Here is a 24,074-nt window from a genome sequence, read left to right on the forward strand (position 1 = left end):
CCACCGCCGCCGCCCCGCCGCCGGCCGACGCCGCATCTTCGGCCATGGCGCCCGCCGCCTCCGCCATGGCCCCGGCCGCCCCGGCCCCGGCCAAGCACTAAGCGTCTTACGCGACTTCGCGTATAGGGAGGGCCGCCTGACCAGGCGGCCCTTTTCGTTTGAGGCCATGAGTTCCAGCCCCGCCCCTTCCGCCGCCGACGAGACCCCGCTGGACTGGACCGAGGACGGCCATCCGCGGTCGCGCCATTTCGGCGACATCTATTTCTCGCCGGAGGACGGCCTGGCCGAGAGCCGGGCGGTGTTCCTTCAGGGCTGCGGCCTGCCGGAGGCCTGGGCCGGCCGAGACCGGTTCGTGGTCGGAGAGCTGGGCTTCGGCGCCGGCCTGAACATCCTGGCCCTGCTGGAGCTCTGGCGCCGGACCAGGCCGCCTGGCGGCCAGCTGTCGATCTTCAGCATTGAGGCCTTTCCGGTCCGCGCCCAGGACATGCTGCGCGCCGTCGCCCGCTGGCCGGAGATCGCCGACCTGGCGGCCCTGCTGGCCAGCCGCTGGCCGGGCCGGGCGCGCGGCTTCCACCGGGTCGAGCTGCAGGAGCTGAACGCCGTCCTCGACCTGGCCGTCATGCCGGTGGAGGACGCCCTGGCCGCCTGGAGCGGCCGGGCCGACGCCTGGTTCCTCGACGGCTTCTCGCCGGCCCTGAACCCCCAGATGTGGAGCGAGGCGGTGATGGCGGCCGTGGCGGCGCGCTCAGCCCCCGACGCCCGGGCCGCGACCTTCACCGTGGCCGGGGCTGTGCGTCGCGGCCTGCAGGCCGCCGGCTTCGCCATAGACAAGCGCCCGGGTTACGGCCGCAAGCGCGAGCGGCTCGAAGCCCGCCTGCCCGGCCCGCCCGCGCCCCGGCCCGATCGTCCCCGGGTGGCCGTCGTGGGCGCGGGGATCGCCGGCGCCTCGGCCATGCGGGCCCTGCGCGCCCTGGGCCTGGAGCCCCTCCTGTTCGAGGCCGCCGATCCCGGCGCGGGCGGCTCGGGCAATCCCGCCGCCCTGGTGACGCCTCGCCTCGACGCCGGCCTCGGCCCGGTGGCCGAACTCGCCGCCCAAAGCTTCGGCCGCGCCGTCGGTCTCTATGCCCAGACGCCCGGCGCCGTCATCGCCCGCGGGGTGTTGCAGCTGGCCCAGACCGACCGCGACCCCGAACGGTTCAGGACCATCGCCGCGGCCGACCTGTTCGAACCGGGCGCCATGACCGTCCTCGCCGCCGAGGTCACCACGGCGCGGCTGGGGGAACCGGCGCCGGCCGGGCTGGACATGAACGAGGCCCTGGTCATCGCCCCGGCCATCGTGCTCGCCTCCTGGCTCGGGGACTGGCGGCCCGCCGCCGTGGCCGCCGTCGTCCGCGACGGCGACGACTGGCGCCTGACCGATGCGGCGGGGGCGGAGCTGTGGCGCGGCGCCGCCGTGATCCTCGCCGCCGGCCCGGACACCGCCCGGCTCTGGCCCGACCTCGCCCTCACCCCGGTCCGCGGCCAGGCCAGTTGGGCGACCGACGCAGACCGGCCTGCCGCAACCGCCTGGGGCGGCTATCTGATCCCCACCGCCGACGGCCTGCTGTTCGGCGCCACCCACGACCGCGGCGACATCGGGACCGAGACCCGCGCCGACGACCATGCCCGCAATCTGGAGACCCTGGCGTCGCGCCATCCGGAGCTGGCCGCTCGCCTGTCCGCCTCGACGCTGGAGGGCCGCGCCGCGGTGCGCGCGACGACTGGGGACCATCTGCCCCTGGCCGGGGCGGCGTCGGAGCAGGCTCCGGGCCTCTTCCTCCTGACCGGCTTCGGCTCGCGCGGCTTCTCGATGGCGCCTCTGCTGGGCGAGCATGTCGCCGCCCGGATCGCCGGCGCGCCATCCCCCCTGCCCGCCGCCCTGGCCGACCTGGTCGATCCGCAGCGGTTCGAGCGCCGGGCCGCCCGGCGTGGCCGTAATTCCGTCCAGACTCGCGCCTAGGCTTTAGGGCATGCTCGGCGGGGCGGCCGAGCCCCTCGGAGTGGAGCATCAATATGAAAAAGATCATCCTGACCGGTGTCCTGGCCGCCGGCGCCCTCGTGACCCTCGGCGCCGCCGGACCGGCCCCCGCCGCGTCCCAGCACAGCTGTTTCTGGAACCGCGAGGTCAACAGTTTCTCGGCCCCCGACGACCACACCGTCTATGTCCGGGTGGGCGTGAAGGAGGTCTATCGGCTGGACCTGATGGGCGCCTGTCCCGATGTGCAGTGCAACAACGGCATCGCCCTGGAATCGCGGCCCGGCTCTTCCATCTGCTCGGCCTTGGAGGCCACGGTTATCACCCACGGCCCGACCGGACCGCAGCGCTGCGCGGTGAGCCAGCTCACCAAGCTGACCCCGGCCGAGGTCGCGGCCCTGCCCAAGCGCTCGCGACCCTGACACCGGCCGTAAAAGAAAGCGCCGCCTCCTTTCGGAGGCGGCGCAAGAGGGTCAATCACGCTCCCGTCGGGATTAGAAGCGCTTCTTGACGCCAATCGAATAGACGCGGCCCAGCGGGTTGGCGCTGGCCGGGTCGTAGTTGTACTGGGTGCCGATCGCGAAGGGCGGATCCTTGTCGAACAGGTTCTGCACCGACAGGGTCGCCGAGGTGTCCCAGGGCAGCTCGATCCGATAGGTGATGTCGTTCTGCCAGTATTCCGGGATCTTGGTGGTCCCGTGAACCTGGGCGGCGATGGCGATGGAGTTCGCCTCCACCTGGTTCGTCGAGGAGATGAACCGCACCTGCCAGCGCAGGTTATGGATGCCGCTCGACCAGTTCACATAGCCGTTGGCGCGGACCTTGTTGTAGCCCGTGAACACCGACGCCCGGTAGGTGCCGGCCCGATGGCTGACCCCGGCCGAGACCGGGATGCCCTCGACCGTATAGGGGCTCTCGTCATAGGTCAGCAGGTAGGTGCCGTCGACGCCGGTGGTCAGGTCGCCGCCGAACACCTGGCCCACGGCGAGATCGGCCTGGAAGTCCACGCCCGAGGTCTTCACCTCCCCGCCGTTGATGTACTTGGTGCGGTAGGCGAGGATGTTGGCGCGGCTGCAATTGCCCTGGTCGAAGGTGAACCGGGCCTGCAGCGCCGCAAAGGCGGCGTTGCCGCAGTTGCCGGTGTTCGAGCCGCCCGGGAACATCAGGGTCACCAGATCGGTCGGGGCTTCCGCCGTCAGGGCGTCCTTGAAGTCGAAGTTCCAGTAGTCGACCGTCGCCTTGAAGCCGCCGATATGGACCATGGTCCCGACGTCGTAGGTGGTGGCGGTTTCCGGAGCCAGGTTCGGGTTCCCGTAGAGGTCATTGGCCTTGTAGGTGCCGTTGGCGCTCGACAGGTTGCGGACGAAGTTGGTGGTGGTGATGGTCGCCAGCGGCGCGCGGTAGGTCGTGCCCACCGAGCCGCGGAACGCCAGCCAGTCCAGGGCCTGCCAGCGGATCGAGGCCTTGGGGTTCGTGGTCGACCCCTGGCCTTGATAGTACTCGTACCGGCCCGCCAGGGTCAGTTCGAGGTTATCGGTCAGCGGCAGTTTGGTTTCGACGAACAGCGAGCTGATCTTCCGCGACACGTCGTAGGGACGGACGTTGGCGTTGAACAGGAACGGCCCGTTGGCGGTGTTGGCGCAATAGGGTGAGCCGTCGCCGAAGGGCGGGCTGTCCACGCAGGGCGTGGCGTTCGCATCATAGAGCGCGTCCGGCGTCTGCTGGGTGCGGTCATAGCGGAACTGAGCGCCGGCGGCCCAGGCCACGCTGTCCTCGCCCCACAGCTTCCATCCCGTGTCGCCGTTGAAGATCAGGTCGGCGACCAGCAGCCGCGACTGGATCTCGTTGTACTGCTTCTGGATCATCCAGTCGGCGACGGCGCTGCGGGCCGAGGCCGCATCGTTGAAGCCCGGGATGGACGAATTGGCGATGTAGTAGGGGTTGGCCGCCACGTTCGACGTCGACTGGGCGAAGGCGTTGGCGAAGGGGTTGAAGTAGTAGCAGCCCAGCGCCGCATTGCCGGCGTTGGTGGTGAAGTTCGCCGTCTCGGCCGCGGTGCACTGGTCGGACGCGCCCGCCTTGCTGCCGTAGCCGCGCAGGCCCAGCTGCAGACGGTTCACCGACACGTCCTCAAGGTTATAGTTGTAGTCCTGCTCCTGATAGGTGAGCGAGAAGTCCCACCCGATGTCGTTGGCGAACTTGCCCTTCAGGCCGCCGGCGATGCGCCAGGTGTCGACCTTGTAGCTGTAGTGGCTGTGACCATCGGAGGTGGCCGGATCGCCGCCGAAGCCCATGGGTCGCCAGGCGGTGTTCGAGGCCGCGACCCCATAGAGCCCGGCATTGGCGACGCCCGCCTTGGCGAGGTTGAGCGCGGTGGTGCAACTCGCCGCATCCACGCCATAGGGATAGACCGGCCCGGCGCAGGAGGCCGTGGAGATCTGGCCCAGCAGGGCGATCAGGCCGGGATTGCTGGCCGGAATATAGAAGCGCGACTGTTCGCCGAGGCCCGAGGCCGGAATGGGCGAGACGCCGCCGCCGATCGAGGCGCCGGACGCCACTTCGGGCGCCGGATACTGGTTCGGGCCGGTGACCGCCCAGCTCTGCTGCGGCGTGGTGTGCTTGGCGTAGAGGACTTCGACGTGGGCCGTGATGTTGTCGGTCACGTCGACGTTCATCTGGCCGTAGACCTGATAGTGGTCCTCGTTCTCCACCAGATTGTCGAAGGTCGTGTACTGGAAGTTACACGAGGTCGGGCTGCCGACCACCGAGCCCAGGACATAGGGCGAGCCGCCATTGGCTGCGCAGCCGATGTCCGGCAGGGCGCCGGAGAAGGTCCCGGCGGTGAAGCCGGTGTTGGGCGAGCCCACCGGGGCGGTGGTGGCATACTGGTACTGGCCGGGGTTGCCGGTGCCGGCCCAGCCGCCCAGCGGATTGACCAGATAGCCGTCGACGCCGGTGCGCAGCGCCCAGCTGCGTTCCTGGATCGGCAGTTGCGACCGGTGGCGATAGCCGCCGGTCAGCATGATGTCGGCCTTGTCGCCCTTCCAGCCCCAGGCGATGGAGCCGTCATAGTCGCCGTCCGAGCCGTTGATGGCCTGATAGTTGGCGCTGACCTCCAGCCCGTTGAGGTCGGTGCGGGTGATGAAATTCACCACCCCGCCGATGGCGTCCGAGCCGTAGGTCGCCGCGGCGCCGTCCTTCAGCACCTCGACCCGACCGATGGCGGCCGACGGCAGGAGGTTGATGTCCACGGCGTTGAGGCCCTGGGACGACACCGGCACGCGCCGGCCGTTCAGCAGCACCAGGGTGCGGGTCCCCGTGGTGGTGGAGTTCAGGTTGCGCAGGTTGACCGTCGCCGCGCCGGAGCCCGATCCGAAGCGGTTGTTCTCCCCGATCACCGCGCCGGAGGAGGGGATGGTCTTGATGAACTGGACCATGGTGGGCGAGCCCCGCCGTTCCAGCTCCTTGGCGCCGATCACATCGACCGGCAGGGCGGCGTCCTCTGGCGTGCCGGCGATAAATGAACCGGTGACCACGACCTCTTCGACCGTGGTGTCAGCCTTGGGCGCATCGGCGGCCGAGGCGGCGCCGGCGATCCCGAAGGACATGGCGACGGCCAGAATTGAGCCGCCACAGAAATATCTGCTCTTTGACATCTATGTTTCCTTTCCCCCTCTGGCGGCCGACGCCCTTGTTGAAATGGACGGGCGTCTCGTGGCCGCAGAGTGAAAGGATCATCCGGCGCCCTCGCGGAGAGCGCCATACCGCCGGGTCACGCTGTTTCAGAGGAGAAACACGCCGCACACAGCCGACATCTTTGACATTACAGTGTTATTTATTTTTCCTTTTCGTACCCTTGAGTCAAAACTGCAATGCGCCCGACGACCGGAGCGAAAGTTCGCCTGGATTGCAAACCGGTTGCCCCTCTCCCGATGCGGGACTGAACGCGGTTCGAATGATACGGCCGCTTCGAAAACAAACCGGACGGACCGCTTGCAAATCATCCGCCGCCCCCCGGGACGGGTGTGGCATTCCCGTCGCGCCTATAGAAAAAATCGCAAGGGCGTCGGGGACGAGCCGCCGCCGGCTCGCGCCAAAGGCGGCAGGACGAGAATCGGAGAGCGTCAGCCCCGCCGCTCGTGCCCCAAAAAAAGCGCCGCCGGAGGACTCCGACGGCGCTTCTCTTGATCTACAGACCCGGCGAGGCCGGGCCTCGACTAGAACTTCTTGGTGGCGACCACCTTGAAGGTCCGGCCGTACGGATTGCCGATGAAGGGATCGTAGCTGTACTCGATCCGGGCTTGGGACGGGTCCTGGTCGAACACGTTCAGAGCCGAGATCGACAGGGTCGAATCCCAGGGCAGATCCACGCGATAGGTCAGATCCAGGGTCACGAACCGCTTCACCTTCATGCCGAAGGTGACCGGCACGCAGACCGCCGAGGCCGCGACGCAGGCCGTGGAGCTGGCCCCGCTCTGGACGAAGATCGGCGCCCGGTTGTCGGTGGCCCCGTCCACATAGTTCACCGTGGCGCGCAGGTTGTGAATGTCACGGTGGAAGTTGGCGTAGAAGTTGCCGCGCCAATCCGGAATGGTCCCCGGCAGGCGGTTGTAGTTGGTGAAGCCCTTGGCCGAGTAGGCCGCGTCGATCTGAACGCCGCCGGCCGTGAACGCGCCGATATCGTACTTGAGCACGTAGCTGGCCGCAGCCCCGAGGCCCAGTTCGCCCCCGAAGACGTCGTCGATCGTATAGTCGATCTGGGCGTCGATGCCGGAGGTGTCCAGGGTCGGGCCGTTGACCCGATCGGAGCGGATCCGGGCGATGTCGTTGCCGATTGTCACGCCCTGGGTGCAGGTGTTGTTGTTGCTGAAGGTGATCAGCCCCCGCAGAGCGGCGCCGCAATTGACGAACTGGGTGCCGTTGCCGACGCCGGCGACCGAGGTCGCGATGACGTTGGCCGGGACAGACGAGATCTGGCCCTCAATGGCGTAGTTCCAATAGTCGACGATGGCGCGGAAGCCGTGGACTTCATAGATGGCGCCGATGTTGTAGGTGGTCGCCGTCTCAGGACCGATCGAGGGATTGCCGAAGAAGTCGACCGACTTGAAGTTGTTGCCGGCCGCGGTGATGCCCGAAAGACCCGTCACGCCATCGGCCGCCCGGTCCGCCGGGGTCGGACCCCGGAAGGTGGTGCCGACCGAAGCCCGCAGGGCGAGCGCGTCCGTGACCTGCCACTTCATCGCCAGCTTGGGATTGGTGGTCGATCCGGTCTGTCCGCCATAGTCCTCGTAACGGACGGCCAGCTGGGCGTTGAAGTTGTCGGTGACCGGCAGGTTCAATTCGCCGAACACCGCCTTGACCTGACCGTCCACATAGGAGGGCGCGCTTTGGCCGAGGAAGATGAACGGGCCGGTCTTGATCGTGCAGTTCACCGTGCCCACGACGGGGCAGGGCGTGACCCGGGAATCGGCCAGGTCGCTGGCGACCGAGGTGCGGGCTTCTTCCGAACGGGTCTGGATGCCGGCGGCCCAGGCGATCTTGCCGCCCGGCAGCTCAATGCCCGTCTCGCCGTTCAGCACGGCGTCGAACACCAGCAGGCTCTGACGCGCTTCGCCGCCCGTCGAGTTCGGCGGCGCCAGCCACTTGATCAGCTCGACGCTGTTGGCGCCCGAGGAGACATAGCCGGGATTGGTCAGGCCCAGAGCCGGGTTGCCGGCATAGGCGTTGGAGAACGGGTTGAAGTAGACGCAGCCGTTCGCCCCGGCGACGGTGCCGGTGCAGGCCGGTCCGCCGAAGCCGTTCAGGGCCCTTTGCAGACGGTCGATCAGGATGTCGTTGCCGCGCGAGGTGTTGGTCGCGTCGGAATAGGTGACCGCCACATCATAGCCGATGGTGTCCGTCAGCTTGCCGACGAAGCCCGCCGACACCCGGAACATCTCGAACGCACGGCTCGAGCTGTAGCCGCCGAGACCGCTTTCACCCGGACGACCGCCCGCGCCGAGCGGACGGAACAGGGTGAGGGAGGCGTTGTCGGCGACCCCGATCAGCGCGCCGAGGCCCGCCTGGGTCAGGGCGACGTTGAAGCCGGGGTTCGAGCTCGGCACGGTGAACACGCCCACGCTGCCGGGGCCGTTGGGACCGGAAGTCGGGGGATAGCCCGGCGAGCTGCGGCCATGCGGGGTGTCGGTCTTGGCGTAGAGGCCTTCGACATGGAACCGCGTGGTGTCGCTGAGGTCGAAATTGACTTCGGAATAGACCTGATAGCGGAACTCGTCCTCGACCAGGTTGTCGAAGGGCACATAGGTGAAATAGCAGGCCGCCGTGGCGCCGGTGAAGCCGACGAAGCCGCCGACCGCGGCGCATCCGCCGTCACGGGTGACGCCGGCGACCGGCACAGCGCCCTTGCGCGGCAGGAAGGCGGGCGGCTGACCCAGGACCGACCAGCCCGAGGGGTTGGTCAGATAGGGCTGGTTGGCCCAGTCGCGGTCCGTGGAGGAGAGTTCCGAGCGGCGCTGATAGCCGGCGGCGATCAGGACGTTGCCGTTGTCGAATTCGTGGCCCCACGCCCCGTTGATCCCGTAGTCGCCGGCCGAGCCGTCGACGAGGCGATAGTCGGCGCTGATGTCGAAGCCTTCGAGATGCTTGCGGGTGATGAAGTTCACCACCCCGCCCATGGCGTCAGAGCCATAGGTGGCGGCGGCGCCGTCCTTCAGGATCTCGACCCGCTGGATCGCGGCGACGGGCATGAGGTTGGTGTCGACGCCCTGGCTGCCGGCGCCCGGCGAGACCGTCGAGCGGCGGCCATTCAGCAGGACGAGGGTCCGCTGGCTGCCGATGCCGCGCAGGTTGATGCTGCCGGCGCCCGGCTGGCCCTGGGCGGTGGTGCTGAACTGGTTGGAGTCCCCGATCACCGGGCCGCTGATCGGCAGCGACTTGATCAGGTCAAGGGTCGAGGGCGAACCTTGCTTGGCCAGCTCTTCCTTGCCGATGACGGAGACGGGCAGAGCCGCCTTCTCCGACGAGCCGGCGATGAACGAACCGGTGACTACAACCTCTTGCACGGTTGTGGTGGTGTCGGCGGCGAAGGCGTGGCCCACGCCTCCCAGCGACATGGCGACAGCGAGCGCAGACCCGCTGCACAGGATCCTGTGTTTAGTCATCATTTCCTCCCCCCGCGGGCTCGCCACACTCGATCTGACGCGAGGGGTCGGCCCGTGGATACGGTGAGGGAAGCCGAGTTGCCCTAAGGGCGCCAGGGTTTTGTAACGCGGCTGACACAATGCCGCATAACTGCGGTACTCGCGCAACACCGTTACGCGATCATTTCATACAGGGCGTCAAAAACACACAATCAGGGGGCGCGCCGATCGACCTTCGCACGCAGACGTGCGCGCGCCGCGCGGACCGCCAGCATACGGCATGCTAGAATCGACCGATCCGAATTCCGTCGCAAGGCGCCCGCATCCTCAGCCCATGACCACGCCCGTCCCCCTGATCTCCCGCCTCGCCGACCGGGCCGCGCGCGCCCTGTTCGCCGCGCCAGGTCTCCCGGAGGCGGACTATCTGAGCCCCATGGGCGATCCGGGCCTCTACGGCCCCGACAGCGTGGCCTGGCGGGCGCACGCCAATCCGGTGACCCTGGCGGTCGGCGGGATCGCCGCGGTGATCCTGGAGCTGGCCGAGCCGCGCGTGCGAACGGGGGTGTGGGAGCACTCGATCTTCCGCACCCAGCCGCTGCTGAGGCTGAAGCGCACCGGGGAGGCGGCCATGGTCACCACCTACGGCCCGACGGAGGCCGCCGAGCGCCGCATCGCCATGGTCGCCCGCATGCACGCCCGGGTCGGCGGGACCACGCCCGAGGGACAGGCCTATCAGGCGCTCGATCCCGAGCTCATGACCTGGGTCCATGTCACCGCCGGCTACGGCTTCCTGAACGCCCATCTGCGCTATGTGGAGCCGGACATGAGCCGCGCGGACCAGGACCGCTACTACGCCGAGGGCCGCAAGGTGGGCGAGGCGTTCGGGGCGCGGGACATTCCGGGGTCGGTCGGCGAGGTCGCCGACTATATGGCGGCCATGACGTCCCGCCTGCGGCGCCATCCGATCCTCGGAGAGTTCCTGGGGCTCGTCGGCCAGGCCTCGCCTCTGGGGCGGACGGGCCGGCCGCTGCAGGGCGCGCTGGTTCAGGCGGCGATCGATCTGACGCCGGCCGAGATCGCCGCGCGCCTGGGCGTGACGCCGGGACGTGGTGCGACGACGGCCCTGGTCCGCGTCCTGGCCAAGGCCGCCCTGGCCGCGACCGGAGCGGACAGCATTCCCGGCCAGGCCTACCGGCGCATGGGACGGCCCGCGCGAAGCTTCGCGCTCAGACCGGTCTGATTTTCAGGAGGGAAATGGTGGACGCGACAGGGATTGAACCTGTGACCCCCTCGATGTCAACGAGGTGCTCTCCCGCTGAGCTACGCGTCCATCTGGACTCCCCGAGGGGAACGAGAGGCGGCGGTATAACGGCGCCTTTTTCCTAAGGCAAGCGTCAGAAGCGGCTTAGGCGGCCGCCATCATCTTCTCCACCTCGGTCACGATTTCCCGCAGGTGGATGGGCTTGGACAGGACCTTGGCGCCGGCGGGCGCGCTTTCGCCCGCGGCGAGCGCCACGGCGGCGAAGCCGGTGATGAACATGATGCGCAGGCCGGGGTGCTTGGCGGCGGCCAGGCGGGCCACCTCGATGCCGTCCATGCCGGGCATGACGATGTCGGTCAGAAGCAGATCCCAGCTCTGGTCGAGCACGGCGGCGGCCTCGTCGCCATCGGCGCAGGCGGTGACCTCATAACCGGCGCGCTCCAGCGCGCGGGACAGGAACCCGCGCAGGGAATCATCGTCTTCGGCCAGTAGGATCCGGGGCATGGGCGCTCCGCCAAGTGATATCGAGAAGAGGCACATTAGCGCCCCAGACGTAAACTCACGATGAACCTTGCGCCCGGGACGGGGACAAAGGCGCTCAACCGTTTGACCCGCCCAGGCTTCAATCGTCATATGCCCTTGATGAACGTCTGGCAGACTGTCCCCTCCCCCACCGAGGATTCCAAGGCGCTTCCCGCCTTCGACATCCTGCGGGCGGCGGCGGACGGGCGACCGGCCCCCACGCCGCTGGTCTTCGCCTCCCCCCATTCGGGACGCCTCTATCCCGCCGACATGATGCCGGCCCTGGAGGGCGTGGCGATCCGCCGCTCGGAGGACGCCTTCGTCGATGAGCTGGTCGCCGCCGCGCCCCGGCTGGGGTGCGCCCTGATCGCGGCGCGGCTGGCGCGGGCCTATATTGACGTGAACCGCGAGGCCTTCGAGCTCGATCCCGCCATGTTCGCCGACGAGCTGCCGGACTTCGCCCGCGGCCGCTCGGCGCGGGTGCAGGCCGGCCTGGGCGCCATCGCCAAGGTGGTGTCCGAGGGCCAGGAGATCTACGCCCGCAAGCTGACCTTCGCCGAGGCCCGGGCGCGGATCGACGGCGCCCACACCCCCTATCACGCCGCCCTGGCCCGCCTGCTGGGCGAGGCCCACTCAGCCCACGGCCTGGCGATCCTGATCGACTGGCACTCCATGCCCGCCGCCGCCGCCAAGGCGGGACGCGGCGAAGCTTGCGACATGGTGCTGGGCGACCGCTTCGGCGCGGCCTGTTCCGGCCAGGTGACCCAGCTGGTCGAGCGGGAGCTTGAGGGCCTGGGCTACAGGGTCACCCGCAACGCCCCCTATGCCGGGGGCTACACCACCGAGCACTACGGCCGGCCGGCGCGCCGCACCCACGCCCTGCAGATCGAGATCAACCGCGCCCTCTATCTGGACGAGGCGACGCTCGTCCCCACGGCGGGGTTCGAGAAGCTGAAGGCGGATCTGGAGCACCTGACCCGGGTGCTGGCGGCGAAGGACTGGAGCGGTCTCAAGACCGCCTGAACCTGCCCGATTTCGGCGCGTTTTGGCGCGCCAGGGTCCCGCGCAAGAAAAAAGCCGGGCACAAGGCCCGGCCAGTTCATTAGGGAGGAAACGCCCAGGAAGGGCAGAAGCGCCAGCGGCGCCTCACGAAGAGATGTATACGGTGCGGCGCACAAAACGGCAAGGACAAAAATGTCGCAGATGCGAATTGGAGGGCGAAAAAAATTGCCTTCCCTTGCGTAATCAAAGGGTTGATCCCACATGACCCCCTGTCGCCTTCGTGCTGCGCTGCACAATGGCGACCGAATCACGCATAGGCCACATGTGAGAAGGCGCTGGCCTAACACCGCGCGCTCAACTAAAAGCGCGCGCCCTTCAAAGCCTCGCCCTCCCCGAGATAAGATTTAAATGTCGCTCCGCAACATCGCCATCATCGCCCACGTCGACCATGGCAAGACCACACTCGTCGACCAGCTGCTCGCCCAGTCGGGCGTGTTCCGCGCCAATGAGGCGACGGTCGAACGCGCCATGGACTCCAACGACCAGGAGCGCGAGCGCGGGATCACCATCCTGGCCAAGTGCACCAGCGTGCTGTGGCACGGCGAGGCCGGCGAGACCCGGATCAACATCATCGACACCCCCGGCCACGCCGACTTCGGCGGCGAGGTGGAGCGGATCCTCGGCATGGTGGATGGCTGCGTCATCCTGGTGGACGCCGAAGAGGGCGTCATGCCCCAGACCAAGTTCGTGCTCGGCAAGGCGCTCAAGATGGGCCTGCGTCCCATCCTCTGCCTGAACAAGGTCGACCGGCCCCACGCCGATCCCGACCGCATCCTGAACGACGTGTTCGACCTGTTCGCCGCCATGGGCGCGACCGACGAGCAGCTGGACTTCCCGCACATCTACGCCTCGGGCAAGAACGGCTGGGCGACGCTGGACATGGCCCAGCCCAACGACACGCTCGCCCCCCTGTTCGACCTGATCGTCCGCCACGTGCCGAGCCCAAGGTCGTCGCCAACAAGGACAAGCCCTTCCAGATCCTGTCGGTGCTGATCGAGAACGACCCCTTCCTGGGCCGTCTGCTCACCGGCCGCATCCAGTCGGGCAAGGCGGTTCCCGGCATGTCGATCAAGGCCCTGTCACTGGACGGCAAGGAAATCGAGCGCGGCCGCATCACCAAGGTGCTGGCCTTCCGCGGCCTGAAGCGCCAGCCGATCGAGGACGCCGAGGCCGGCGACATCGTCGCCATCGCGGGCCTCAGCAAGGCCACCGTGGCCGACACCCTGTGCGCCCTGGAGGTCACCGAGGCCCTGCCGGCCCAGCCGATCGACCCGCCGACCATCTCCATGACCGTCTCGGTCAATGACAGCCCGCTGGCCGGCCGCGAAGGCGACAAGGTGCAGAGCCGCGTCATCCGTGACCGCCTGCTCAAGGAAGCCCAGTCGAACGTCGCCATCCGGGTGACCGAGACCGCCGACAAGGACGCCTATGAGGTCGCCGGCCGCGGCGAACTGCAGCTGGGCGTGCTGATCGAAGGCATGCGCCGCGAAGGCTTCGAAGTGTCCATCAGCCGTCCGCGGGTGGTCTATCAGACCGATCCGGAGACCGGACAGCGCCTGGAGCCGATCGAAGAGGTCATGATCGACGTCGACGACGAGTTCTCGGGCATCGTCATCGAGAAGCTGTCGGCCCGTAAGGCCGAGCTCAAGGACATGGGCCCCTCCGGCGCCGGCAAGACCCGGATCAGCCTGATGTCGCCCTCGCGCTCGCTGATCGGCTATCAGGGCGAGTTCCTGACCGACACCCGCGGCTCCGGCGTGCTGAACCGCGTGTTCAGCCACTACGAGCCCTATAAGGGCCCCATCGACGCCGGCCGTAAGGGCGTGCTGGTCTCCAACTCCGACGGCGAGACCGCGGCCTATGCGCTGTGGAACCTGGAAGAGCGCGGCACCATGTTCGTGGGCGCCGGCGAGAAGACCTACCAGGGCATGATCATCGGCGAGAACTCCCGGGTCGACGACCTGGACGTCAATCCGATGAAGGCCAAGCAGCTGACCAACGTGCGGGCCTCCGGCAAGGACGAAGCGGTCCGCCTGACCCCGCCGCGCCGCCTGACCCTCGAACAGGCCATCGCCTATATCGAGGAAGACGAACTGGTCGAAGTGACGCCGAAATCGATCCGGCTCCGGAAACAAGTGCTCAATCCTTCGTTCCGCAAGAGACGCGTCAAAGAAGAATAGGATTTGCATGGCGAGCACGGATCCGGCGGAAACATCGGGGTCTGACCGGCAGGGCGCGCGGGAGCGCACCTACCGGATGCTCGCAGGAGTCATGGCCGCCCTGTTCCTGGGCTTCGGCGCCCTGGGCGGCCTGTTTCTCTGGTATGACAACGCGACCTCGTGGGTGAGCCACACCCACAGGGTCCGCACCGGGGTCGCCGACACCCTGGAGGCCCTGACCGAGGCGGAGTCCGCCCAGCGGGCCTATGTGCTGACCGCCGACCGCCGGTTCGTCACCACCCTGGAAGACGCCAAGCGCCGCGCCCTGGCCAGCTTCGAGGCGCTGGACCGGCTGACCCGCGACAATCCCGCTCAGCAGGACCGGCTCGGCCCGCTGCGCACGCAGATGGCCATCAGGCTGGAGGTCATCGACCAGGTCGTGGCCGCCCGCGCCGCCGGCGCGCCCGTGGCCGCCATCCGCATCATTCGCCAGGGCCGCGGCATCGCCGCCATGGACGCGATCCGCGCCCAGCTGAAGGACATCGACGCCACCGAGGCGCGGCTGGAGGTCGAGCGCCGGGCGCGGGCCGATACGATCCGCGTGCTGGTGATCGGCGCCGTCCTCGCCTTCGCCCTGCTGCTGGCCATCGTGTTCATCCGCACCCTGCGCGAACTGGATCTCGACCGCGAGGCTGAGGCCGACAGCGCCGAGCGCCTGAGGCGGCTCCTGGCCGACCGCACCCTGCTGATCGACGAGGTGAACCACCGGGTGAAGAACTCGCTGCAGCAGATCGCCAGCGTCGTTCGCCTGCAGTCGCGCGCCTCGCCCCATGCCGAGACCCGCGAGGCCCTGGAAAAGACCCTCGACCGGATCATGGCCGTCGGCCGCGTCCATGAGCAGCTCTACCGGTCCGGCGAGTTGCTGGGCGACTTCGACGCCGGCCTCTATGCGGAGGCCCTGTCGCGCGAACTGATCGAGTCCCTGGGTCGCGACGACGTCGTGCTGGAGACCGATGTCATCTCCGCCAAGCTCGACGTCCGCCAGGCCACGCCCCTGGCCCTGATCCTCAACGAGCTGATCACCAACGCCCTGAAGTACGGCTGTCCCCCGGGCCGCGCCTGCCGAATCCGTGTGACGCTTGGAACCGATGAGGGGGGCTATCGCTTAAGCGTGGCGGATGACGGGCATGGACTGCCGGCGAATTTCAATCCCAAGCAGGGCAAGAGCCTGGGCATGAGAGCGATCGATGCGCTCACCCGGCAGCTGCAAGGTCGCTTCATCGTCGAGACGTCGGAGGTCGGAGCGCATTTCGCGCTCGTCTTCCCCAGGAGTTTGGCATGACCATGCGTATCATGGTGGTAGAGGACGACGCGCTGATCGCGCTCGATATGGTCGGACTCTTGGAGGAGATGGGGCACGAGGTGGTGGCCGAGGCGGCCGACGCCTGCGCCGCCTGGGAACTGGCCGAGCACGACCGGCCGGACATGGCCCTGGTCGATATCCGCCTGGCCCGCAACACCGACGGCGGCAAGCTGGCCCTCAAGCTGTATGACCGGCTGGGCATCCGCTCGCTGTTTGTGTCCGGATCGATCACCGAGGAATTTCGCCGCGAGATGGCCAAGGCCAATCCTGTCGGGTTCCTGGGCAAGCCGGTCACCCGCCGCACCCTGGGCGACGCGCTCAAGACCGCCTAGAGGACCAGCTCCATCCAGACGTCGGCGCGGGCATAGGGCGTCTCCCGCGGCGGCAGGTGAACGAAGCCCATGGCCTCATAGAGACCCAGCGCCGGCGCCAGGCTGGAATTGGTCTCCAGATAGAGCCTGGGCGCACCGCGCGCCCGGGCGCGGTCGATGCAGGCCTGCATCAGCCTCCGCCCCAGGCCGGTTCCCCGCGCCGCCTCGCTGACCGTCATCTTGGCCACCTCGAAGCCGCCGTCCGGCAGGGCGATCAGGGCCGCGCAGCCGATCGCCTCGCCGTCCCGTTCAGCCATGAAGATACAGCCGCCGGGATCGAGGATCTTGGCCTGGGGGTGATCCAGCACCTCGATGTCCTTGGGCTCCAGCTTGAACAGCTGGGTGATCCAGGCTTCGTTCAGGTTTTTCCAGGCGGCGGCGTGCCGGGGTTCGAAATCGACGATCTGCATGCTTCGATTCTGCCGGGCAAGCTGTGCTAGGCAAGGCCCATGGTTCATCCGGTCTTCGCAAACCTGCCCACCACCGTCTTCGAGGAGATGTCGGGCCTCGCCCGGGAGCTGGGCGCCATAAATCTGGGCCAGGGCTTCCCGGACGATCCAGGTCCGCCGGACATCCGCCAGCGCGCCGCCGATCTGGTGCTGAACGGCTACAACCAGTATCCGCCCATGGCCGGCCTGCCGGAGCTGCGCGAGGCGGTGGCGGGCCACTATGGCCGCACCCAGGGCCTGGCGCTGGACTGGAAGACCGAGGTCACCGTCACCTCCGGCGCCACCGAGGCCCTGGCCGCGACCTTCCTGGCCCTGATCGAGCCGGGCGACGAGGTCGTGGTGTTCCAGCCGGTCTATGACGCCTATCTGCCGCTGATCCGCCGGGCTGGCGGCATCCCCCGCCTGGTCCGCCTGTCGCCGCCCGACTGGCGGTTCGACCGCGCCATGCTGGAGGCCGCCTTCACCGACCGGACCCGGCTGGTGGTGCTCAACAACCCACTCAATCCGGCCGGGACCGTCGCCTCTCAGGAGGACCTCGCCCTGCTGGCGGAAGTCTGCGTGGCGCGCGACGTGATCGCCGTCTGCGACGAGGTCTGGGAGCAGGTGGTGTTCGACGGCCTCGTCCACACCCCGCTCATGGCCCTGCCGGGCATGCGCGAGCGCACGGTGAAGATCGGCTCGGCCGGCAAGATGTTCGGCCTGACCGGCTGGAAGGTCGGCTTCCTGATCGCCGCCCCGGCGCTCAGCCACGCGCTCGCCCGCGCCCACCAGTTCCTGACCTTCACCACCCCGCCCAATCTGCAGGGCGCGGTGGCCTACGGCCTGGACAATCCGGGCCAGTGGTTCAGCGCCATGCCGGCCGACCTGCAACGGTCCCGCGACCGCCTGGCCGATGGTCTCCGGCGGGAGGGCTTCTCGGTCCTGCCGTCGTCGGGGACCTATTTCCTGAACATCGACCTGCCGGCCTCGGGGATCGTCGAGCCCGACCGGGCCTTCTGCCTGCGCGCGGTGAAAGAGGCCGGCGTGGCGGCGATCCCGGTCTCGGCCCTCTACGAAGAGGCGCCGGTGACCACCATCCTGCGCCTGTGCTTCGCCAAGCGCGACGCGACCCTGGACGGCGGGATTGAACGCCTGGCCCGGGCGCGGGAGCTGTCCCGCGCCGCGAGCTGAAACGACCTCAGCTGGTCGAACCGCCGTCGATGACCACCGTCTGGCCGGTCATCCAGGAGCCCGCCTTGGAGGACAGGAACACCGCCGCCCCGGCGATGTCGTCGGGCTCGCCCAGGCGGCGCAGCGGCGTGCCGGAGCTGGCGCGGCGCTCGCCCTCCGGGGTGTCCCACAGGGCCTTGGCGAAGTCGGTCTTCACGAGACCCGGCGCGATGCAGTTGACCCGGATGTTGTCGGGGCTGAGTTCCTGGGCGAGGTTCCGCGCCAGCTGCATGTCGGCGGCCTTGGAGATGGCGTAGGCGCCGATCACCGAGGTGCCGCGCAGACCGCCGATCGAGGAGATGATCACGATCGCCCCGTCCTTCCGCTCGCGCATCTCCGGCGCGACCATCTGGATCAGCCAGTTGTTGGCGATGATGTTGTTCTCGAGGATCTTGCGGAACTGGTCGTCATTGATGCCGCTCATCGGCCCGTAATAGGGGTTGGAGGCGGCGTTGCAGACCACGATGTCGACCTTGCCGAACGCCTTGCGGGTCTGGTCGACCAGGTTCTGCAGGTCGTCCTTGGACGAGATGTTGGCCGGGACCGCGATGGCCGCGCCCGGATGGGCGGCGTTGATGGCGGCGGCGACCTCGTCGCAGGGGCCGGCCTTGCGCGAGGAGATGACCACCTTGGCGCCGTGCTCGGCCATGCGTTCGGCGATGGCCTTGCCGATGCCCTTGGTCGAGCCGGTGATGATGGCGACCTTGCCGGTCAGATCGAACAATTGGCCCATGAGCGCGGCCTCCCCCTTAAAACGTATGTTTGAATTCCCGGCCGGCATTTGCCGCGCCCCCGAACCCTAGGTCAAGCGCCGCGTCAGGCGGTCAGGCGCAGGCCGGGGCCGGACATCAGCTCCTCGATCCGGTCCGCCGCCGCCACCGCCCCATGCTCGCGCGACAAGCGGCGCGAGAGGTCCTCCGTGCGCGGCCCATAGGCGCCGTTCAGCAGGGCGCCAAGCTCCCGCGTCGCGGCGCCTGGCCGCCAGGCGCGATCGGCGAGCGACCGGCCTGCGCCCAGGCGGACCACGCGGGCGGCGTTGTCCGGCTGGTCGGCGAAGAAGGGGACCACCAGCTGCGGCTTGCCGGCGCGCAGGGCCTGGGCCGTGGTGCCCACCCCGCCGTGATGGACCACCGCGCAGGCTCTCGGAAACAGCAGGGAGTGCGGGGCGTATTCGGTGATCAGCACGTCCTCGCTGCGCGGCAGACGCCGGGCGGCGTCGGGGCCGACCAGCAGCACGGCGCGACGGCCCAGCTGGCGGGCGGCCTTGATGGCGACGTCGTAGAAGCGGCCGGGTTCCAGGGTCAGGGCCGAGCCCAGGGTGAAGACCAGGGGCGGCGGGCCGGAGTCGAGGAAGGCCGCCAGGGCCTCGGGCAGGCGCTCGGCGGCGCCGGCGCGGCGGTCATAGAAGCAGAAGCCGGTCATGGCGCAGTCGGGCGGGAAATCCGGCTGCAGAGACCCGAACAGGGGCGAATAGAGGGCCAGCGTGCCGAAGGGCGAGAACTGGCCTTCGAACAGGGGATTGGCGCTGCGCGGCAAGCCGAGCCGGGTGCGCATCTGCTGGAACTTGCCGGTCCAGGAGGCGGTGGCGAGCCGCACGACCCGCGCCAGGGCGGCGTCGGACCGGGCGCCGGTCATCCGCCGCAGGGTCTTGAGGGGCGGCAGGGTCGAGAGGATCGGCGGGTCATAGACCGACATGAAGGTGAAGGGCGCCAAGGCCGTGGACAGCCAGGGCAGGCCCCGCTTCTCGGCTGCCAGACGGGCGGCGAAGGCGGAGGTGTGGGTGACCACCAGGTCGGCGTCGACCGTGGCGGCCATCATGTCGTCGAAGGCGCGGCGCAGGAACGGCATGGCGATGCGGCGGACCGCGAACTCCAGCCCGCTCGACCCATGGGTGGCGCGCTGCACGATCTCGGGGGCGTCGAGGCCCAGCTCGCGGCGGACATCGTCGACGCCGGGTCGGACCAGGTGGAAGGCCAGGCCCTCGGCCTCGATGGCGGGCTGGAACTCGCGCTGGGTGGCGATGACCGGACGATGGCCGCGCGCCCGCAGCTCCAGGGCGATCGCGATGAACGGATTGAGGTCGCCCGCCGTCCCTGCCGTGGACAGGACGATCCTTCTCCCCATCGAGCCGCTCCATCCTGAAACGGCGCCCGTCACCGCATCGAAACCGGCGACCGACCCGTCGACCCCAAATGACCGGGCCGCTTCTTCGCGTGGTGTCTAAGATACTCGCGGCAGGATTTAGGCGTGTATCCTTGACCTCCGTCAACCCACGTCCGAGGTGTGGCGCAGCATGGGCCCGCGAGCGGCGAGGCCCGCGAGGCCTGAATGACCAAACCGCCCAAGGCGTTGATCAACGTCGTCATCCCGATCGTGCTGCTGACCGCGGCCGGCTACGTGCTGTGGCGCGAACTGCATCACACCTCGATCGCCGAGATCGCGGCGGCCGTGCGGACCTGGACGCCCGGCCAGCTGGTCGCGGCCGCGGCCCTGTCGCTCGGCGGCTATCTGTTCCTGGGGGTCAACGAGCAGATCGCCCTGCGCTGGTCCGGCTCGACCATCGGCTGGGTTCCCGGGGTCGGCGGATCCTTCATCTCCCACGCGCTCGCTAACACCCTGGGCATGACGATCTTCGTGGGCGGGGCGGTGCGGGCGGGCGTCTATGCCCGCTATGGCGTGACCGTGGCCCAGTCGGCGGTGGTCACTGTCTATGGCGCCCTCTCCTTCGGCCTGGGGCTGGCGGCCCTGGCGGGGGTGAGCTTCCTCTCGGCGCCCGCCGCCACCTTCGAGATTCTCGCGCGCCGGTGGTGCTGATGCGGATCATAGGCGGCCTGCTGGCGGCCGGCCCTATCGCCTATCTGGCGGCCTGCGCCTTCGTCCGGCGCAAGGTGACGCTGATGGGCCAGGAGATCGCCTTCCCGCCCCTCTGGCTGGGCTTCGTGCAATTCGGCTTCGGCCTGGGCGACGTGGTGCTGTCGGCCGCCCTGATGTGGCTGCTGATCCCCGGCAATGAGCTCGGCTTCGCCACCTTCGCCAGCGGCTATCTGACCGCCATGTCGGCCGGCCTGTTCTCCGGCGTGCCCGGCGGGCTGGGCGTGTTCGAAGGCGCCCTGGTCGCCCTGTTGCCCCAGCTGCACCGGCCGGATCTCGCCGCCGCCATGCTCGGCTATCGCCTGTTCTACTATCTGCTGCCCCTGGCGATCTCGGCGGTGGCCCTCGCCGCTGACGCCGTCCTGCGGCCCCGCGCCGCCGCCGCCCCGACAGGAGACGCATCATGACCCGCCTGACCACCCTCGAGGCCCTGGAGGCGATCTATGGCCCGACCAACGCCGCTTCGACGGTGAAGGAGCTGGATCACCTGAACGCCCCCTACCGGGCCTATATCGAGGCCTCGCCCTTCTGCGCCCTGGCCACCGTCGGACCGGAGGGGCTGGACTGCTCGCCGCGCGGCGACGCCGGCGGGGTGGTGCGGATCGCCGACGATCGCACCCTGATGATGCCGGACCGGCGGGGCAACAACCGCTGCGATTCGCTGCGCAATATCGTCCGCGATCCGCGCGTCGCCCTGATGTTCATGATCCCCGGATCCAACACGACGCTCAGGGTCAATGGCCGGGCGGTCATCGAGACCGATCCCGCCCTGTTGGACAGCTTCATGATGGAGGGAAAGCCGCCGCGCTCGGTGGTCGTGGTCACCGTCGACGCGGTCTATTTCCAGTGCGCGCGGGCCCTGATGCGCGGCCAGGTCTGGAACCCGGAGACCTTTGTCGATCCGGCCAGCCTGCCGACCGCCGGACAGATGCTCGCCGCCGCCAGCGCAGGGGCTGTCGGCGGCGAGGCCTATGATCGCGAATGGCCGGAGCGGGCGAAGGCCTCGATGTGGTGAGGCCCCGCCGCCGGACCTAGGCCGAGTGGGTGCTGTCGGGCAGGCCCAGGATGCGCTTGGAGATGATGTTGTTCTGGATCTCCACCGAGCCGCCATAGATCGACATGGCCTTGCCGGAGAGCCAGCCGCGCACCGCCTCGATCTCCTCCTTGGAGAAGCTCGCGCCGTCCCAGCCGAGGCCTTGGGCGCCCATGATCTCCAGCGTCAGCTCGGCGCGGGTCTGGGCGACATTGGTCGCGGAGTTCTTCAGCACCGAGGCGGCGTTGGTGGCGCCCGAGGCGCCCTTGGATTCCACGGCCGCGCGGGCCAGCGTCAGGCCGTGGACCTTGGCGTCCATCAGGTGACGGGTGAGCCGGGTGCGGAGGTCCGAATCGGCCAGGCGGCCCTCGGCGTCCTCGCCCACATAACGCTTGGCGATGTCCTGCAGCGGCGCGGCGCGGGCGCCGGAGGGCGCGCCCGTCTGGCTGGCGCGCTCGTGCTGCAGCAGGCGCTTGCCCACCGTCCAGCCGCGGTTCAGTTCGCCCAGCAGGGCGTCCTTCTCGGCGCGGGCGTCGGTGAAGAAGGTCTCGCAGAACGGCGAGGCGCCGGCGATGAGCGCGATCGGCTTGGGCTCGATGGCGGCCTGGTTCATGTCGATCAGCATGAAGGAGATGCCGTCGTGCTTCTTGGCCGAGAAGTCCGTGCGGACCAGGGCCCCGCACCATTGCGACCACTGGGCGCCGGAGGTCCAGGTCTTCTGGCCGTTGATCTTCCAGTGATCGCCGGCGTCCTCGGCCTTCATCTGCAGGGAGGCGAGGTCGGAGCCGGCGTTGGGCTCCGAGTAGCCGACGCACCAGCGGACGTCGCCGCGGACGATCGGCGGGATGTGCTTCTGCTTCTGGGCCTCGGTGCCATAGTCGAGGATGGTCGGGCCGATCATGGTCACGCCCATGCCGAAGGTCAGCGGATTGAAGGCGCCGGCCTTGACCATTTCCTGCTGCAGGACGCGGGCCTGCATGGGGGTGAGCCCGCCGCCGCCGTATTCCTTCGGCCAGGTGGGGGTGCCCCAGCCCTTGGCGCCGATCCGCTGCTTCCAGAGCAGCAGGTCGCCTTCCGGCTTCAGCCCTTCCATCATGGCCATGGCGAGCGCCGCCTTGCCCTTCAGCGAGGCCGGGAAGTTCTCCTCCAGCCACGTGCGCGCCTCGGCGCGGAAGTCCTCGAGTTCGAGGTCGCCTCCGAAATCGGCCATGGTGATATCTCCCGTCAGAACCGTGATCTCTTGCGCCCCACCTTAGGCTTGCCCGCGCCAGGAACAAGATTCACCCAAGGTAAGGCCGGCGCGACAACGTTGACTCAGGTTCGCCGCTGATGTTTGGGTGTCGGCGATGAACCTCCGCGCCCAATATTCCTATTGGTACTTTAGCTTTCCGATGCCGCTGGCGGAGGAAGGGGTTCGTTTGACGTGAAGACGTCCTGAACAGACACCCACCCAGCCGCCAGCGTTCCTGGCGGCTTTTTTATTGGCCGCCGGCGCTGGCTCTTCTCCACGAAGGAAGCCCGCCATGCCCGCCACCACCGACGATCTTCGGATCCGCACCATCCGCGAACTCAGTCCGCCCGCCGAGGTGATGGCCGAGATCGTGCGCACGCCCCAGGCCAGCGTCACGGTCCAGGCCGCCCGCCACGCGGTCCACCGCATCCTGACCGGCGAGGACGATCGCCTGGTGGTGGTGATCGGCCCCTGCTCGATCCACGATCCCAAGGCGGCGCTGGAATACGCCCAGCTGGTCGCCGACGCCCGCGCCCGGCTGGGCGGGGACCTGGAGATCCTGATGCGGGTCTATTTCGAGAAGCCCAGGACCACGGTGGGATGGAAGGGGCTGATCAACGACCCGCACCTGGACGGCAGCTTCCGCATCGACGAGGGCCTGCGGATGGCGCGCAGCCTGCTGCTGGAGGTCAATGACATGGGCGTGCCGGCGGCCTGCGAATTCCTGGACGTGATCACCCCGCAATACATCGCCGACCTGGTGGGCTGGGGCGCGATCGGGGCGCGGACGACGGAAAGCCAGATCCACCGCGAACTGGCGTCGGGCCTGTCCTGTCCCGTGGGCTTCAAGAACGGCACGGACGGCAATATCCGCATCGCCATCGACGCCATCAAGGCCGCCAGCCAGCCGCACCATTTCCTGGCCGTGACCAAGGAGGGCCGCTCGGCCATCGCCGCGACCAGCGGCAACGGCGACTGCCATGTCGTGCTGCGCGGCGGCCGGGCGCCGAACTATGACGCGCTCAACGTCGCGGCCGCCTGCGGGGAGATCGCCGCCCAGGGGCTGAAGCCGATGGTGATGGTCGATGCGAGCCACGCCAACAGCTCCAAGAACCCGGAGAACCAGCCCAAGGTGCTGGAGGACGTGGCGGCCCAGGTGGCCGGCGGCGACGTGCGGATCATCGGGGTGATGGTGGAAAGCCACCTGGTCGCCGGCCGCCAGGATCTGACGCCCGGCAAGCCCCTGACCTATGGCCAGTCCATCACCGACGGCTGCATCGACTGGCCGACCTCGCTGAAGGCCCTGGAGGGCCTGGCCAAGGCGGTGCGCGCCCGACGCGGCCTACGGATCGCCGGCGCCAGGCTCGAGGCGCGCGTGGAGGCCTGATCC

At 68.8% G+C, this 24,074-nt stretch carries 18 protein-coding genes, 1 tRNA gene and 1 pseudogene; 12 read left to right on the plus strand and 8 right to left on the minus strand.

Annotated features, from left to right (window positions below):
• Positions 1-166 precede the first annotated feature (166 nt).
• Entirely contained in the window at positions 167-1,999 is a 1,833-nt protein-coding gene (gene mnmC2, locus MQH10_RS18140; protein WP_242565415.1) for a tRNA (5-methylaminomethyl-2-thiouridine)(34)-methyltransferase MnmC2, read from the plus strand.
• Between the two features lie 53 nt (positions 2,000-2,052).
• The gene (locus tag MQH10_RS18145; protein ID WP_242565416.1) at positions 2,053-2,436 is read left to right on the plus strand and encodes a DUF6491 family protein; all 384 of its coding nucleotides are present in this window, start codon (positions 2,053-2,055) and stop codon (positions 2,434-2,436) included.
• 72 nt (positions 2,437-2,508) lie between these two features.
• Here the strand turns inward: MQH10_RS18145 and MQH10_RS18150 are convergent, their stop codons facing one another.
• On the minus strand, positions 2,509-5,670 hold the full coding sequence (locus MQH10_RS18150; RefSeq protein WP_242565417.1) for a TonB-dependent receptor domain-containing protein: 3,162 nt from the start codon (positions 5,668-5,670) through the stop codon (positions 2,509-2,511).
• A 561-nt stretch (positions 5,671-6,231) separates the two neighbouring features.
• A complete protein-coding gene (locus MQH10_RS18155; RefSeq protein WP_242565418.1) occupies positions 6,232-9,174 on the minus strand; it encodes a TonB-dependent receptor domain-containing protein in 2,943 nt (980 codons plus the stop codon).
• A 313-nt stretch (positions 9,175-9,487) separates the two neighbouring features.
• Here MQH10_RS18155 and MQH10_RS18160 point away from each other — a divergent pair, with 313 nt between their 5' ends.
• Positions 9,488-10,393 carry an oxygenase MpaB family protein gene (locus MQH10_RS18160; protein WP_242565419.1) on the plus strand — a complete coding sequence of 302 codons (906 nt, stop codon included), beginning with the start codon at positions 9,488-9,490 and terminating at the stop codon, positions 10,391-10,393.
• A 15-nt stretch (positions 10,394-10,408) separates the two neighbouring features.
• Here MQH10_RS18160 and MQH10_RS18165 read toward each other — a convergent pair.
• A tRNA-Val gene (locus MQH10_RS18165) sits at positions 10,409-10,483 on the minus strand.
• Between the two features lie 75 nt (positions 10,484-10,558).
• Positions 10,559-10,918 (minus strand): cell cycle two-component system response regulator CpdR, encoded by a 360-nt coding sequence (gene cpdR, locus MQH10_RS18170; protein ID WP_242565420.1) that lies wholly within the window; start codon positions 10,916-10,918, stop codon positions 10,559-10,561.
• Positions 10,919-11,056: 138 nt separating this feature from the next.
• On the opposite strand from cpdR, the gene MQH10_RS18175 reads away from it, so the two are divergent.
• The 4 genes and pseudogenes from MQH10_RS18175 (at position 11,057) to MQH10_RS18190 (ending at position 15,852) form a co-directional block, all read left to right on the plus strand.
• The gene (locus MQH10_RS18175) at positions 11,057-11,959 is read left to right on the plus strand and encodes an N-formylglutamate amidohydrolase (protein ID WP_242565421.1); all 903 of its coding nucleotides are present in this window, start codon (positions 11,057-11,059) and stop codon (positions 11,957-11,959) included.
• Positions 11,960-12,346: 387 nt separating this feature from the next.
• Positions 12,347-14,178 (plus strand): annotated as a pseudogene (typA, locus tag MQH10_RS18180) (translational GTPase TypA).
• Positions 14,179-14,185: 7 nt separating this feature from the next.
• Positions 14,186-15,499, plus strand: coding sequence for a sensor histidine kinase (locus MQH10_RS18185; protein ID WP_242565422.1), 1,314 nt, complete (start codon positions 14,186-14,188; stop codon positions 15,497-15,499).
• Positions 15,496-15,852, plus strand: a complete 357-nt coding sequence (locus MQH10_RS18190) for a response regulator (protein WP_242565423.1) — start codon at positions 15,496-15,498, stop codon at positions 15,850-15,852. The genes MQH10_RS18185 and MQH10_RS18190 overlap by 4 nt, the downstream gene beginning before the upstream one ends.
• On the opposite strand, the gene MQH10_RS18195 is transcribed toward MQH10_RS18190, so the two are convergent.
• The gene (locus MQH10_RS18195; protein WP_242565424.1) at positions 15,849-16,301 is read right to left on the minus strand and encodes a GNAT family N-acetyltransferase; all 453 of its coding nucleotides are present in this window, start codon (positions 16,299-16,301) and stop codon (positions 15,849-15,851) included. The genes MQH10_RS18190 and MQH10_RS18195 overlap by 4 nt on opposite strands.
• A gap of 39 nt (positions 16,302-16,340) precedes the next feature.
• On the opposite strand from MQH10_RS18195, the gene MQH10_RS18200 reads away from it, so the two are divergent.
• Positions 16,341-17,510 (plus strand): aminotransferase, encoded by a 1,170-nt coding sequence (locus tag MQH10_RS18200; protein WP_242565425.1) that lies wholly within the window; start codon positions 16,341-16,343, stop codon positions 17,508-17,510.
• A gap of 7 nt (positions 17,511-17,517) precedes the next feature.
• Here the strand turns inward: MQH10_RS18200 and MQH10_RS18205 are convergent, their stop codons facing one another.
• Positions 17,518-18,282 carry an SDR family oxidoreductase gene (locus MQH10_RS18205; protein ID WP_242565426.1) on the minus strand — a complete coding sequence of 255 codons (765 nt, stop codon included), beginning with the start codon at positions 18,280-18,282 and terminating at the stop codon, positions 17,518-17,520.
• Between the two features lie 83 nt (positions 18,283-18,365).
• Positions 18,366-19,673, minus strand: a complete 1,308-nt coding sequence (locus MQH10_RS18210; RefSeq protein ID WP_242565427.1) for a glycosyltransferase — start codon at positions 19,671-19,673, stop codon at positions 18,366-18,368.
• 204 nt (positions 19,674-19,877) lie between these two features.
• On the opposite strand from MQH10_RS18210, the gene MQH10_RS18215 reads away from it, so the two are divergent.
• The 3 genes from MQH10_RS18215 to MQH10_RS18225 are packed head-to-tail and all read left to right on the plus strand — an operon-like array spanning position 19,878 to position 21,435.
• Entirely contained in the window at positions 19,878-20,363 is a 486-nt protein-coding gene (locus tag MQH10_RS18215; RefSeq protein ID WP_242565428.1) for a lysylphosphatidylglycerol synthase domain-containing protein, read from the plus strand.
• The gene (locus tag MQH10_RS18220) at positions 20,363-20,827 is read left to right on the plus strand and encodes a hypothetical protein (RefSeq protein ID WP_242565429.1); all 465 of its coding nucleotides are present in this window, start codon (positions 20,363-20,365) and stop codon (positions 20,825-20,827) included. The genes MQH10_RS18215 and MQH10_RS18220 overlap by 1 nt, the downstream gene beginning before the upstream one ends.
• Positions 20,824-21,435, plus strand: coding sequence for a pyridoxamine 5'-phosphate oxidase family protein (locus tag MQH10_RS18225; protein ID WP_242565430.1), 612 nt, complete (start codon positions 20,824-20,826; stop codon positions 21,433-21,435). Before MQH10_RS18220 ends, MQH10_RS18225 begins: the two co-directional genes overlap by 4 nt.
• A 16-nt stretch (positions 21,436-21,451) precedes the next feature.
• Here MQH10_RS18225 and MQH10_RS18230 read toward each other — a convergent pair whose 3' ends face one another.
• Positions 21,452-22,663 carry an acyl-CoA dehydrogenase family protein gene (locus MQH10_RS18230; RefSeq protein WP_242565431.1) on the minus strand — a complete coding sequence of 404 codons (1,212 nt, stop codon included), beginning with the start codon at positions 22,661-22,663 and terminating at the stop codon, positions 21,452-21,454.
• Positions 22,664-22,976: 313 nt separating this feature from the next.
• On the opposite strand from MQH10_RS18230, the gene MQH10_RS18235 reads away from it, so the two are divergent.
• Positions 22,977-24,071 carry a 3-deoxy-7-phosphoheptulonate synthase gene (locus MQH10_RS18235; protein WP_242565432.1) on the plus strand — a complete coding sequence of 365 codons (1,095 nt, stop codon included), beginning with the start codon at positions 22,977-22,979 and terminating at the stop codon, positions 24,069-24,071.
• Positions 24,072-24,074 lie beyond the last annotated feature (3 nt).

Origin of the sequence: Phenylobacterium aquaticum, assembly GCF_022695515.1 — a bacterium.
Classification (GTDB): Bacteria; Pseudomonadota; Alphaproteobacteria; order Caulobacterales; family Caulobacteraceae; genus Phenylobacterium; species Phenylobacterium aquaticum.

What these genes read in the sequence shown, in the direction of transcription:
- MQH10_RS18195 (WP_242565424.1), bottom strand. Translation starts at nt 16,301, where the DNA reads ATGCAGATCGTCGATTTCGAACCCCGGCACGCCGCCGCCTGGAAAAAC.
- MQH10_RS18185 (WP_242565422.1), top strand. Translation starts at nt 14,186, where the DNA reads ATGGCGAGCACGGATCCGGCGGAAACATCGGGGTCTGACCGGCAGGGC.
- MQH10_RS18190 (WP_242565423.1), top strand. Translation starts at nt 15,496, where the DNA reads ATGACCATGCGTATCATGGTGGTAGAGGACGACGCGCTGATCGCGCTC.
- mnmC2 (WP_242565415.1), top strand. Translation starts at nt 167, where the DNA reads ATGAGTTCCAGCCCCGCCCCTTCCGCCGCCGACGAGACCCCGCTGGAC.
- MQH10_RS18210 (WP_242565427.1), bottom strand. Translation starts at nt 19,673, where the DNA reads ATGGGGAGAAGGATCGTCCTGTCCACGGCAGGGACGGCGGGCGACCTC.
- MQH10_RS18225 (WP_242565430.1), top strand. Translation starts at nt 20,824, where the DNA reads ATGACCCGCCTGACCACCCTCGAGGCCCTGGAGGCGATCTATGGCCCG.
- MQH10_RS18145 (WP_242565416.1), top strand. Translation starts at nt 2,053, where the DNA reads ATGAAAAAGATCATCCTGACCGGTGTCCTGGCCGCCGGCGCCCTCGTG.
- MQH10_RS18155 (WP_242565418.1), bottom strand. Translation starts at nt 9,174, where the DNA reads ATGACTAAACACAGGATCCTGTGCAGCGGGTCTGCGCTCGCTGTCGCC.
- MQH10_RS18200 (WP_242565425.1), top strand. Translation starts at nt 16,341, where the DNA reads ATGGTTCATCCGGTCTTCGCAAACCTGCCCACCACCGTCTTCGAGGAG.
- cpdR (WP_242565420.1), bottom strand. Translation starts at nt 10,918, where the DNA reads ATGCCCCGGATCCTACTGGCCGAAGACGATGATTCCCTGCGCGGGTTC.
- MQH10_RS18205 (WP_242565426.1), bottom strand. Translation starts at nt 18,282, where the DNA reads ATGGGCCAATTGTTCGATCTGACCGGCAAGGTCGCCATCATCACCGGC.
- MQH10_RS18215 (WP_242565428.1), top strand. Translation starts at nt 19,878, where the DNA reads ATGACCAAACCGCCCAAGGCGTTGATCAACGTCGTCATCCCGATCGTG.
- MQH10_RS18160 (WP_242565419.1), top strand. Translation starts at nt 9,488, where the DNA reads ATGACCACGCCCGTCCCCCTGATCTCCCGCCTCGCCGACCGGGCCGCG.
- MQH10_RS18150 (WP_242565417.1), bottom strand. Translation starts at nt 5,670, where the DNA reads ATGTCAAAGAGCAGATATTTCTGTGGCGGCTCAATTCTGGCCGTCGCC.
- MQH10_RS18235 (WP_242565432.1), top strand. Translation starts at nt 22,977, where the DNA reads ATGCCCGCCACCACCGACGATCTTCGGATCCGCACCATCCGCGAACTC.
- MQH10_RS18220 (WP_242565429.1), top strand. Translation starts at nt 20,363, where the DNA reads ATGCGGATCATAGGCGGCCTGCTGGCGGCCGGCCCTATCGCCTATCTG.
- MQH10_RS18175 (WP_242565421.1), top strand. Translation starts at nt 11,057, where the DNA reads ATGAACGTCTGGCAGACTGTCCCCTCCCCCACCGAGGATTCCAAGGCG.
- MQH10_RS18230 (WP_242565431.1), bottom strand. Translation starts at nt 22,663, where the DNA reads ATGGCCGATTTCGGAGGCGACCTCGAACTCGAGGACTTCCGCGCCGAG.